The 12933-nt window shown below is 57.9% G+C and carries 8 protein-coding genes and 1 pseudogene; 2 read left to right on the forward strand and 7 right to left on the reverse strand.

Annotated elements, in window-relative coordinates; genetic code table 11:
• Nucleotides 1–46 precede the first annotated feature (46 nt).
• From lpdA to sdhC, 7 genes are all read right to left on the reverse strand, one after another.
• The gene (gene lpdA / locus BF12_RS0111680; protein ID WP_024952440.1) at nt 47–1486 is read right to left on the reverse strand and encodes a dihydrolipoyl dehydrogenase; all 1440 of its coding nucleotides are present in this window, start codon (nt 1484–1486) and stop codon (nt 47–49) included.
• 114 nt (nt 1487–1600) lie between these two features.
• Entirely contained in the window at nt 1601–3184 is a 1584-nt protein-coding gene (gene odhB, locus BF12_RS0111685; RefSeq protein WP_024952441.1) for a 2-oxoglutarate dehydrogenase complex dihydrolipoyllysine-residue succinyltransferase, read from the reverse strand.
• A gap of 50 nt (nt 3185–3234) precedes the next feature.
• Nucleotides 3235–6069: a 2-oxoglutarate dehydrogenase E1 component gene (locus tag BF12_RS0111690; protein WP_024952442.1), complete on the reverse strand. Its 2835-nt coding sequence runs from the start codon at nt 6067–6069 to the stop codon at nt 3235–3237.
• Between the two features lie 228 nt (nt 6070–6297).
• Nucleotides 6298–7002, reverse strand: coding sequence for a succinate dehydrogenase iron-sulfur subunit (locus BF12_RS0111695; protein ID WP_024952443.1), 705 nt, complete (start codon nt 7000–7002; stop codon nt 6298–6300).
• A gap of 82 nt (nt 7003–7084) precedes the next feature.
• On the reverse strand, nt 7085–8857 hold the full coding sequence (gene sdhA, locus BF12_RS0111700; protein WP_024952444.1) for a succinate dehydrogenase flavoprotein subunit: 1773 nt from the start codon (nt 8855–8857) through the stop codon (nt 7085–7087).
• A gap of 3 nt (nt 8858–8860) precedes the next feature.
• Nucleotides 8861–9208 carry a succinate dehydrogenase, hydrophobic membrane anchor protein gene (sdhD, locus tag BF12_RS0111705; protein ID WP_024952445.1) on the reverse strand — a complete coding sequence of 116 codons (348 nt, stop codon included), beginning with the start codon at nt 9206–9208 and terminating at the stop codon, nt 8861–8863.
• Nucleotides 9202–9579, reverse strand: a complete 378-nt coding sequence (gene sdhC / locus BF12_RS0111710) for a succinate dehydrogenase, cytochrome b556 subunit (protein ID WP_024952446.1) — start codon at nt 9577–9579, stop codon at nt 9202–9204. The genes sdhD and sdhC overlap by 7 nt, the downstream gene beginning before the upstream one ends.
• Nucleotides 9580–9970: 391 nt before the next feature.
• Here sdhC and gltA point away from each other — a divergent pair, with 391 nt between their 5' ends.
• Both gltA and BF12_RS19820 read left to right on the forward strand, forming a co-directional pair.
• Nucleotides 9971–11257 carry a citrate synthase gene (gltA, locus tag BF12_RS0111715; protein WP_024952447.1) on the forward strand — a complete coding sequence of 429 codons (1287 nt, stop codon included), beginning with the start codon at nt 9971–9973 and terminating at the stop codon, nt 11255–11257.
• A gap of 194 nt (nt 11258–11451) precedes the next feature.
• Nucleotides 11452–12338: pseudogene (locus BF12_RS19820) on the forward strand (NAD(P)-dependent oxidoreductase).
• Nucleotides 12339–12933 lie beyond the last annotated feature (595 nt).

Below are 12933 nucleotides of genomic sequence, written 5' to 3' on the forward strand. Positions count from 1 at the left end.
CGCCCCGGCCTGGCCGGGGCGAGGCGCCTCTTGTTCGGAAGGACGCTTACTTGCGCTTCTTGCGGTTTGCGATATGAATCGCATGCCCGTCAACGGCCAGCGCGGCTTCGTGTACGGCTTCCGACAGCGTCGGGTGAGCCGTGCAGATCAGCGCGAGGTCTTCGGCGCTTGCACCGAATTCGAGGGCGGTCACGCCCTGGGCAATCAGCTCACCGGCGTGTTGGCCGATGATGTGGACACCCAGTACGCGATCGGTCTCAGCGTCGGCAATGATCTTGGCTAGACCTTCAGTCGCATTGTTAGCCATGGCACGACCGCTTGCCGCGAACGGGAAGCTGCCGGTCTTGACTTCGATGCCTTCGGCCTTGGCCTGCTGCTCGGTCTTGCCGACCCAAGCCACCTCCGGGAAGGTGTAGATGATGCTCGGGATGGCGTCGTAGTTCATCTCGGCCTTATGGCCAGCGATGATATCAGCCACCATCACGCCCTCTTCGGAGGCCTTGTGAGCCAGCATCGGGCCACGCACCACGTCACCAATGGCGTAAACGCCCGGCACGCTAGTGCTGCAATGGTCATCAACATAGATGAAGCCACGCTCGTCCAACTTCACGCCGGCGTCGTCATCCAGAAGGCTCTGGGTGTACGGACGACGGCCGACAGCGACGATAATCTTGTCGAAAGTCTGTTCTTGCTCGCCGTTGGCGTCGGTATACTTGACGACAACTTCGTTTTCCTTGATATCGGAACCCGTCACGCGTGCGCCGAGCTTGATGTCCATGCCCTGCTTCTTGAGCAGTTTCTGAGCTTCCTTGGCGACGGCAGCGTCCACCATCGGCAAGAAGCTATCAACGGCTTCCAGCACGGTCACTTCAGAGCCGCAACGGCTCCATACGCTACCCAGTTCCAGACCGATGACACCGGCACCAATCACGCCCAGACGCTTCGGCGCCTCACTGAACTCGAGCGCGCCAGTGGAATCGACGATCAGACCTTCGGTCAGCGGCGTCGGCGGAATCTCGACCGGCACGGAGCCAGACGCGATGACGATGTTCTCGGCGTCGTAGGTCGCCTTCTCGCCGTCGTGACCGGTGACTTCGACCTGCTTGTTGGGCAGCACCTTGCCGGTACCTTCCAGCGCGGTCACGCCATTGGCCTTGAACAGACCAGAAATGCCGCCGGTCAGGTTCTTGACGATCTCGGCCTTGCGCTCGACCATCTTGGCCACGTCGATCTCGACACCGTCGGCCTTGATACCCAGCTCAGCGAAGTGGTCACGCGCTTCAACATACTTGTGCGACGTTTCCAGTAGCGCCTTGGACGGGATACAGCCAACGTTCAGGCAGGTGCCGCCGTGAACTACCTTGCCTTCCTTGTTCACCCACTTCTCGACGCAGGCGGTCTTCAGACCCAGCTGAGCAGCGCGGATAGCGGCAACATAGCCACCAGGGCCAGCGCCAATGACGATTACATCAAATTTATCGGCCATGTCTCTTCCTGTTGGTGCAGTTCGATTCGGGTTGGCGGCGCCAGCGGAGGGTGATGCTTTCCACTGGCGCCGCTCACGCCTCCAAAAGTGCCAGAGGCGTAAGGCGTTACAGTCTCAGACGTCGAGCAGGAAGCGTGCTGGATCTTCCAGCAGGTCCTTGATGGCGACGAGGAACTGGACTGCATCCTTGCCGTCGATCATGCGGTGGTCGTAGGACAGTGCCAGATACATCATCGGACGGATGACAACCTGACCGTTCACGGCCATCGGACGTTCCTGAATCTTGTGCATGCCCAGGATAGCGGTCTGCGGCGGATTCAGGATCGGCGTGGACATCAGAGAACCGAAGGTACCGCCATTGGTAATGGTGAAGGTACCGCCCTGCATCTCATCGATACCCAGCTTGCCGGCGCGTGCACGCTGGCCGTAGCCAACGATGGTCTTTTCGACATCGGCGAGCTTCATGCTGTCGGTATCACGCAGCACCGGCACGACCAGGCCACGGTCAGAGGAGACGGCGATGCCGATATCCTGGTAACCGTGATAGACGATGTCGGTGCCGTCGATGGAGGCATTGACGTCCGGGAAACGCTTGAGCGCTTCGGTACATGCCTTGACGAAGAAGCCCATGAAGCCAAGCTTGGTGTCGTGCACCTTCTGGAAGGTGTCCTTGTACTGCTTGCGCAGCTCCATGACAGCCGTCATGTCCACTTCGTTATACGTGGTCAGCATCGCAGCGGTCTGCTGAGCCGTGACCAGACGCTTGGCGATGGTCTGACGCATGCGGCTCATCGGCACACGCTTCTCGGGACGCTCGCCTTCAAAGGCTGGAGCAGCCTTCGGTGCAGCGGCCTTCGGTGCGGCAGCAGGCTTGGCAGCAGACTTGGCTGCAGTGCCTTCCTTGACCGCCTTGGCCACGTCTTCTTTCGAGACACGACCGCCCTTGCCAGTACCGACCAGCTTGTTGATGTCCAGATCGTGCTCGGCAACCATCTTGCGAGCGGCCGGCGCGAGGATCTTGTCACCGACCTTCTCGTCCTTGCCTTCATCAGACGCGGAGTCGTTGTCACTGCTGTCAGTTTCCGGAGCAGCGGCACCGGAAGCACCAGCGCTGAACAGTGCCAGCACAGCTTCTGATTCGCAGGTATCGCCTTCCTGAACCTTGATCTCGCTCAGGGTGCCAGCAGCCGGAGCCACGACTTCCAGCACGACCTTGTCAGTCTCGATCTCGACGATCAACTCGTCGCGCTCGCAGGCTTCACCGACCTTCTTGTGCCAGGTCGCCACGGTGCCTTCAGCAACAGATTCCGGGAAGCTCGGCGCCTTGACTTCAAGCGTCTCGCCTTTACCACCAGCGGCCGGCTTGCTTTCGGCCTTGCTGTCAGCGGTAGGCTTGCTCTCGGACTTGCTGTCAGCGGCAGGCGCTTCCTTGCTGTCTTTCTTGCTCTCGGAAGATGCAGCGGCATCACCGATGGAGCCCAGCACCTGTTCAGATTCGCAGGTATCGCCTTCCTGAACCTTGATCTCGCCCAAGGTACCGGCCTGCGGTGCCACGACTTCCAGCACGACCTTGTCAGTTTCGATCTCGACGATCAGCTCGTCACGCTCGACGCTGTCGCCGGGCTGCTTGTGCCAGGTCGCCACAGTGCCTTCGGCGACAGATTCCGGAAAAGACGGCGCTTTGATATCGATAGCCATTGGAGTTCCTTAACTCAATTCTCTCTCGGTGCCCTTGCGGGTCGAATGCCTTACTTGTTAAAGGCGTCGTCGACCAGCTGGCGCTGCTGCTCGTTATGAACGGACATGTAGCCCGCGGCAGGTGCCGCAGAGGCCGGGCGTCCGGCAAAGGCCAGGCTCATGCCGAGCCCCTGATGATGCTGGTCAGCGACCTGACGCATGTGGTGCTGACTCTGATACCAAGCGCCCTGGTTAAGCGGTTCTTCCTGACACCACATCACCTGCTCGAGATTTTCATAGTCGGCGATGGCGGCCTGTAGCTCTTCCTTCGGGAAGGGATACAGCTGCTCAACGCGGATGACGGCGACATCTTCACGGCCCTGCTCGGCACGGTAGCCAGCCAGGTCGTAATAGACCTTGCCTGCACACAGTACGACGCGCTTGACCTTGGAAGCTTCAAGATTGCCCTTGTCGGCCAGTACCATTTCGAAGCGGCCACCGGCCAGCTCGTCAAGGGTAGAGGTCGCTTCTTTATGACGCAGTAGCGACTTGGGTGTCAGCACGACCAGCGGCTTGCGCAGCGGGCGAATCACCTGACGACGTAGCAGATGATAGATCTGCGCCGGTGTGGTCGGCATGCAGACCTGCATGTTGTGCTCAGCGCACAACTGGAGGTAGCGCTCGAGACGTGCGGAGCTGTGCTCCGGTCCCTGACCTTCATAGCCATGCGGCAGCAGCATCGTCAGACCGCACAGGCGGCCCCACTTGCTCTCACCGGAGGAGATGAATTGGTCCATCACCACCTGTGCGCCGTTGGCGAAGTCACCGAACTGGGCTTCCCAGATCACCAGTGCCGTCGGCATGGTGGTGGAGTAGCCATATTCGAAGGCCAGCACCGCTTCCTCGGAGAGGTAGGAATCATGGATGGTGAATGTCGCCTGACCATCCTTGATGTGCTGCAGCGGAACCCAGATGTTGCCATCTTTCTGGTTGTGAATGACGGCATGACGGTGTGAGAAGGTACCGCGTCCCACATCCTGACCCGTAATCCGTACCGGGTTATCGCCATCGACCAGCGTCGCGTAGGACAGTGTTTCAGCAAAGCCCCAGTTGATCGGCATGCCACCGGCAGCCATCTTGCGGCGGTCTTCGTAGATCTTGTTGACCTGACGCTGAACCGAAATACCATCTGGCACTTCACACATCTTCTGTGCAAGCGCCTGCAGGTGCTTCATATCCATCGAGGTATCAGCATCGCCGGTCCATTCGTGGCCAAGATACGGTGCCCAGTCAACAAACAGCCCTGTGTTCGGCTGCTTCACCAGCGCATTGGCAACGTGATTGCCTGCATCAAGATCAGCACGATACTGATCAACCAGATGCTGAGTCTCTTCCGCCGTCAACACGCCTTCTTCTACCAGCCGTGCAGCATACAGCTCGCGGGCAGTCTTCTGGGTCTTGATCTTGGCGTACATCAGCGGCTGAGTGCCGGAGGGCTCATCAGCTTCGTTGTGACCACGCTTGCGGTAGCAGACGAGATCAAGCACGACATCGCGCTTGAACTGCTGACGGTAGTCGATAGCGACCTGAGCCGCATGCAGCACCGCGTCCGGATCATCACCATTGACGTGAATAATCGGCGCTTGAACCATCTTGGCGATGTCAGTGCAGTATTCGCTGGAGCGCGCATCATCTTCACGCGAGGTGGTGAAGCCCACCTGGTTGTTGATGACGAGATGTAGCGTTCCGCCTGTCTTGTAGGCGCGAGTCTGAGACATCTGGAAGGTTTCCATCACCACGCCCTGGCCCGCAAACGCTGCGTCACCGTGGATGGAAATCGGCAATACGGTATCGCCTTCGGTGTCTTCACGACGATCCTGACGCGCCCGCACGGAACCTTCGACCACCGGAGAGACGATCTCCAGGTGAGACGGGTTGAATGCCAGCGCCAGGTGGACTTCGCCGCCCGGTGTCATGACATTCGAGCTGAAGCCCTGGTGATACTTGACGTCGCCGGAGCCCTTGGCAATCTGCTTCTTGCCGTCGAATTCCTCGATCAGCTCGGACGGGCTCTTGCCCAGCAGGTTGATCAAGAGATTGAGGCGACCGCGGTGGGCCATGCCAATCACGACTTCCTTGGTACCGTACTTGCCACTGCGCTGGATCAGCTCATCCATCATCGGAATGAAGGACTCACCCCCTTCCAGACCAAAGCGCTTGGTACCCGGATACTTGCTCGCCAAATAGGTCTCGAGGCCTTCTGCTGCTGTCAGACGCTCAAGGACATGGTGACGGACATCGCGTGAGAAGTTCGGCTTGGAGCGCACGGATTCGAAACGCTGTTGCAGCCAACGCTTCTCTTCCGTGTTGACGATGTGCATGAATTCGGCGCCGATGCTGCGGCAGTATGTCTGCTCCAGCGCGGCGTGAATTTCCTTGAGCGGTGCGACTTCCTTGCCCAGGAACAGCGAACCGGTCTGGAACTCGACATCCATGTCAGCTGCGGACAGCTGATGGAAGGAAAGCTCAAGATCGGGGATCGGTGCCGGCTTACGTAGACCAAGGGGATCGATATCCGCCTTCTGATGGCCACGGAAACGGTAGGCATTGATCAGCTGGAGAACACGAACCTGTTTCTTGTTCTCATTGCTTTCGCCCGCCGCGACAGTCGCCGGGCGGCGACTGGTGCGACCCATCTCGTAAAATTGCTCACGGATAGGCGCTAGCGGAACATCCTGGGAGGGGCTGCCGTCATGACGCGGCAGAGTGTCAAAGTAGTTGCGCCACTCGTCGGTCACCGCATTGGGATCGACAAGATAACGCTCGTAGAGATCTTCTACGTAGTGGACATTCCCCCCGCTCATATGGGAAGTGCGCCACATCAACTCCATTGTGCCTTCTTGCATCTCTCGGTCACCCTGACTGATGGGGTGGGGTAGGCGCCTGACATACGCTGTCGGCGTCACTCGATTATGCCCTGTATGACGAAGCCATCGTGGCCTTCACCATCTGAGTCTTCTTTTATCGTCAAAAGCCGGTGCACAAGGCACCGGCTCCAGCAAGCTGTGCGCCATGACAAGGTGTGACACCTCGCCGCAGCTGACGTGCAATCATAACAAGCTAACGCTCAGCTTTTAAGTGGCGTTTGCCAGCAAAAGCTCACGAATCTTGCCGATGGCACGTGTCGGGTTCAGTCCTTTCGGGCAAACCGCGACACAGTTCATGATTCCACGGCAACGGAATACGGAGAACGGATCGTCAAGTTCCGATAGACGCTCCTCTGTCGCCGTGTCACGAGAGTCGGCCAGGAAGCGATAGGCCTGCAACAAACCACTCGGCCCCACGAACTTGTCCGGATTCCACCAGAAAGACGGGCAGGCAGTCGAGCAGCATGCACACAGAATGCACTCGTAAAGACCGTCGAGCTTGTCACGGTCTTCCGGAGACTGCAGACGCTCAATGGCCGGCGCCGGCGTATCGTTGAGCAGGTACGGCTGAATACGCTCGTACTGCTTGTAGAACAGGCTCATATCAACGACGAGGTCACGCACGACCGGCAGACCCGGCAACGGGCGTAGCACCAGCTTGTTGTCCTTGACCACTTCAGACAATGCGGTGACACAGGTCAGACCGTTCTTGCCATTCATGTTCATACCGTCAGAACCGCAGACGCCTTCACGGCAGCTGCGACGATAGGCCAGCGAGCTGTCCTGTTCCTTGAGCATTTCCATCACATTCAACACCATCAGGTCACGACCTTGGGTGTCTACCTGAAACTCCTGCATGTACGGCGCAGAATCGGTTTCAGGGTTGTAGCGGTATATGGATACCTGAAGCATGGTTTCCCCTCCGGGCAAACTGTATCGGTACGGGCATTAGCCGGTACGTACCTGATGAACACGAACTCAGCAGGCACTGAACTCAGTAGGTACGAATCTTCGGCTCGAAACGCTCGACGGTCTTCGGTGCGAAGTTCACGTCACGCTTGCCGACGCGCTTATCACGCGGGAAGAACATGGAGTGCTTCAGCCAGTTCACGTCATCACGATCCGGGAAGTCATAACGGGAGTGAGCACCACGACTTTCCTTGCGGGCCAGGGCCGCAATCGCAGTGGCTTCGGCCACTTCCATCAGGTTGTCCAGTTCCAGTGCTTCGATACGCGCGGTATTGAAGACCTGAGACTTGTCGGACAGGCCTGCCTTGGCGATACGTTCACGTAGCTCGGACAGCTGCTGGACGCCTTCTTCCATCTTGTCTTCCTGACGGAAGACGCCGAAGGAGTTCTGCATGATCTGCTGCAGTTCACGCTTGAGTTCCGGCACGGACTCGCCACTGTCAGACTCATTCCAGCGGTTCAGACGCACCAGCGCAGTATCGATGTCAGCCTGAGTCGGCTCGAGATACTCGATGCCTTCGTTCAGGGCGCTTTCGATGTACTTGCCTGCTGCGCGACCGAAGACCACCAGATCCAACAGCGAGTTGCCACCCAGACGGTTGGCACCGTGAACGGAGACGCAGGCCACTTCGCCGACGGCATAAAGGCCGTTGACGATGTGATCATTGCCGCTGTCATCCTGCGCGATGGCCTGACCATGCACGTTGGTGGCGATGCCACCCATCATGTAGTGGCAGGTCGGCACGACAGGAATCGGGGCGTTGGTCGGGTCGACGTGCGCGAAGGTCTTGGACAGCTCGGAGATACCCGGCAGGCGCTTGTTCAGCACTTCCTCACCGAGGTGATCCAGCTTCAGGAAGACGTGATCGCCATTCTCACCACAACCACGGCCTTCAAGGATCTCAAGCACCATGGAGCGCGCGACGACGTCACGACCCGCAAGGTCCTTGGCATTCGGCGCGTAACGCTCCATGAAGCGCTCGCCATCCTTGTTGACCAGATAACCGCCTTCACCACGACAGCCTTCAGTGACCAGCACGCCCGCACCGTGAATACCGGTCGGGTGGAACTGCCACATTTCCATGTCCTGAACCGGCAGGCCAGCACGCAGTGCCATGCCAATACCGTCACCAGTATTGATCAAGGCGTTGGTGGTGGAAGCGTAGATACGACCTGCGCCACCGGTGGCCAGTACAGTGGCCTTGGATTTGACGATCACGGTCTCGCCAGTCTCGATGCACAACGCAATCACGCCGACGACGTCATCGTTGGCATTCTTGACCAGATCGATGGCGTACCACTCGTCGAGGAAGACGGTGCCGTTTTTCAGGTTGGCCTGATACAGGGTGTGCAACAGTGCGTGACCGGTACGGTCAGCTGCAGCGCACGTCCGTGCTGCCTGGCCGCCCTTGCCGAAGTCCTTGGACTGGCCACCGAACGGACGCTGATAGATGCGGCCGTTGTCGAAACGGGAAAACGGCAGGCCCATGTGCTCAAGCTCGAAGACCGCCTTCGGGCCTTCGGTGCACATATATTCAGCGGCATCCTGGTCAGCGATATAATCGCCGCCCTTGACGGTGTCATACATGTGCCAGCGCCAATCATCGTTCGGATCAGCAGAGCCGATGGCACAGGTGATACCGCCCTGAGCAGAAACAGTGTGCGAGCGGGTCGGGAAGACCTTTGACAGCACGGCAGTCTTCTTGCCGGACTGGGAAAGTTCGAGACCGGCACGCAGGCCAGCGCCGCCGCCGCCGATGATGATCGCGTCGAATGTCAGGCTACGCATGGTGGACATGTATCAGGCTCCCCAAAGGACTTGAACGCCCCAGACCAAGAAGATAAACAGCGCAAGGATGACGAAAATCTGGAAACCAAGACGCAGTGCTGTCGGCTTCATGTAATCAGTCGCCACGGTCCACAGACCGATCCAGGCGTGTGCGGCAATCGCAATGAATGCCATCAGAGAGAAGACGCGCATTGCCGTATTCTCGAACAGACCACTCCAGGTGGTGTAGTCGAGGTTCGGGTGCAGCAATAGATAGCCGACCATGAACACGGAATAGACCGCCAGAATAACGGCGGATACGCGCTGCAGCACCCAGTCGGACAAGCCGCTGCGGCTGAAGTTAGTGATGTTGTTTACCATACCCAGACTCCCGCCAGGACCACGAGAACAGCACTGATCACGACAGTGACCTGCGCTTTGCGATTAGCACTTTCCAGTTCGACACCAATATCCATGTCCATCAGCAGATGCTTGATGCCTGCCACGAAGTGGAAACCAAGGGCGGACAGCAGGCCCCAAGCCACAATCTTGGCCAGGAAATTGGTTGCCAGGGTCTCGCGCACTGCCTCAAACCCTTGCGGGGAGGACAGCGAGGCATCAAGTGCCCACAGCGCGAACACCAGGCCGACAAACAGGATCACACCGGTAATACGGTGAGCGATCGAGGTAAGCGCAGGGAGAGGGAACTTTATCGTCGTCAGATCGAGATTTACGGGTCGTTTGCTATTCACGGCTCTTACACACTCTCTTGGCCCAACACGGACGCAAGCCCGTAGGGGCGGTGGTTTGAGGAAGGGTCTCGGGCGCAGGCCATCCACGGTACCGAGCCGAATATCCCGCCAGTCGCGCGACGGTAGATTATAGGGGTTGGTCATTGGCATGACAAATGACGCTGCGTCGCAGCACCGCAACTACGGATTGCGCAAAATGCAGTGATCAGGTCGCGACCTGTCGCCATGCAGTCGGTAAACGTCGGAAATCTGATGCACAGCGTAGCACCGCACGTCTCTACGCCGTGTGGTGAATTGACAATCTTTCGAGGGCTTCTATAGTGGGCGGGATTGATGCAAGCCCGGCATGGCAAGCAAGTCAAAGAGTTACGCGAAAAATGAGGAGGTCGGCATGACTGACAAGAAAGCACATTTGACAGTAGATGGCATAGACAAGGTCATCGAATTTCCGGTCTATTCCGGCACGCTCGGCCAGGACGTCATCGATGTCCGTAGCCTGACAGCCGAAGGCATGTTTACCTACGACCCGGGCTTCGTCTCTACAGCTGCCTGTGAATCATCCATCACGTTCATTGATGGACAGAATGGCATCCTGCTGCACCGCGGCTATCCCATCGACCAGCTGGCCGCCAGCTCCAACTATATCGAGCTGTGCTACCTGCTACTGTTCGGAGAGCTTCCGAATACGCAAGAATATGACAAGTTTGCTCAGCTGATCAGTAACCACACCATGGTGCACGAGCAGATCGTCAACTTCTTCAAGGGCTTCCGTCGTGACGCTCACCCGATGGCGATCCTGTGTGGTGTTGTCGGTGGCCTGGCCGCCTTCTATCACGACAACCTGAACATCAATAACGAGAAAGAACGTTACGTCAGCGCCGTGCGCTTGATCGCCAAGATGCCGACCCTTGCGGCCATGTGCCACAAGTACAACATCGGCCAACCATTCATGTACCCGCGCAATGATCTCTCCTACGGCGAGAACTTCCTGTACATGATGTTCGGCAATCCGTGCGAGGAGTACAAGATCAACCCGGTGTTCGCAGAAGCCATGGACACGATCTTCATGCTCCACGCCGATCACGAACAGAACGCCTCGACCTCGACCGTACGTCTGGCCGGTTCCACCGGCGCCAATCCGTTCGCCTGCATCAGCGCCGGTATCGCTGCGCTGTGGGGCCCGGCACACGGTGGTGCCAATGAAGCCGTGCTGACCATGCTCGACGAGATCGGTGACGACTCCGAAGAGAACATCCAGCGCTTCATCGACAAGGCCAAGGACAAGGAAGACCCGTTCAAGCTGATGGGCTTCGGTCACCGCGTCTATCGCAACTTCGATCCGCGCGCCAAGGTCATGAAAGCAACCTGCGATCAGGTGCTAGAGCAACTGGGCATGGCGGATGATCCGCAACTCAAGATTGCCAAGCGCCTGGAGCAGATCGCACTGGAAGACGAGTACTTCATCAAGCGCAAGCTGTACCCGAACGTCGACTTCTATTCCGGCATCATCCTCAAGGCGATCGGCATCCCGACCAACATGTTCACGGTCATCTTCGCGATGTCCCGCACCATTGGCTGGATTTCGCATTGGAACGAGATGATTGCTGGCGGTCATCGCATCGGCCGTCCGCGCCAGCTCTATACCGGCCACCCGAAGCGCGACTATCCGACGAAGTAAGACCCGCAAGCGCCACTCCAGAAACCGTCTCTCACGAGGCGGTTTTTTTGTGCCTGATAATCGGGACCCGCCCCTCGCATTCGAGACCGATAGACTATCCATGAACACTGCGGGACGTGCTAGCGTAGCTCTACGTCATCGATTTTGGCCTTGCTTGTCATAGCTGTACTCACCCTAGCCTGGAGCCCTTTCACATGTCAGCTGATACAAAAACACCACACACAGCCGCCTTCATCGGTCTCGGCGTCATGGGCAACCCCATGGCCGGACACCTTGCCGCCGCAGGTCTCGACGTCCGTGTCTACAACCGTACTCGCGCCCGTGCCGAGCAGTGGTGCGAAACGCATGGCGGCAGCCATCACGCGACACCACGGGAGGCTGCTCAGGGCGCTGACATCGTGCTGATGTGCGTAGGCAATGACGATGACGTGCGCAGCGTCACTCTCGGTGCTGATGGCGTACTGGCAGGCATGTCTGCCGGCAGCTGCTGGTAGATCACACCACCGCCAGCGCTGATCTCGCCCGCGAGCTCGCCGTAGCGGCACGCGATCACTCGGTCGGCTTCGTGGACGCACCCGTCTCTGGTGGCCAGCAGGGCGCCATCAACGGCGTGCTGACCATCATGTGTGGCGGCGATCAGGACGATTACGCGAAAGCAGAGCCTGTGCTGGCGCATTACGGCCGCATGATAAAGCGCATCGGCGAAACCGGTGCTGGCCAGACCACCAAGATGGTCAATCAGATCTGTATCGCCGGACTGGTGCAGGCACTCTCCGAAGGTCTGCATTTTGCTGAACAGGCCGGACTGGATCGCGAAGCCGTCATCGAGGTGATATCCAAGGGTGCAGCAGGCTCCTGGCAGATGGATAATCGCCACGCCACCATGATCAAGGGTGAGTACGCGCACGGCTTTGCCGTCGACTGGATGCGCAAGGACCTGGGCATCTGCCTGGAAGAAGCACGTCGTATCGATGCCACTCTGCCTGTCACTGCACTGGTCGATCAGTTCTATGCCGATGTACAGAAGATGGAAGGCGGTCGCTGGGATACTTCTTCGCTACTCAAGCGCCTGGACAAGTGACTTGTGACTGATGCCCCACCTGCACTTCTAGCCACTTGAGTGCACCTCAATTTTATCGCTAAAGGCAGCAGCATCCACGGACGAAATTACAGACACAAAAAAAACGCCCTGTCCAACGTCAAATTGACGGTCAGACAGGGCGTTTTTTTATGCGGCATTGCAACAACACTGATAGAAGCTGGACCCGTCATGTTTTTCCACACTATCTGTGGATAACCTCGTTGATAACCCTTAGGCAATCACGCTAAACCTGCATGACAGCAGGCTTACCAACAGATTGCACAATTTTTAACCACCTCGTAACTTGTTGATATAAAAGAAAATTTTGGCAACGCAACGTAAGCACAAGCCATGACGGCTGCACTTTGAAGAACAATGACAGAGGTTTTAACGCAACGCCCGAACAGTGGACAAGACACAAGGTCTGTCAAGGGCGACTTGGGGATAACATGCCTTTTCGCCCACACACCGAGTGTGTATAAGCGAGAATCAGGGACAAAAAAAACACACCCCGCAAGGTGTGCTTTTTTATTGACTTCACGAGACCAGAAAGGTGACTCGCAATGTCTGAAGAGTGGCGTCCCATAGGGGGTTC

The organism is Cobetia crustatorum (genome assembly GCF_000591415.1).
GTDB classification, from domain to species: Bacteria; Pseudomonadota; Gammaproteobacteria; order Pseudomonadales; family Halomonadaceae; genus Cobetia; species Cobetia crustatorum.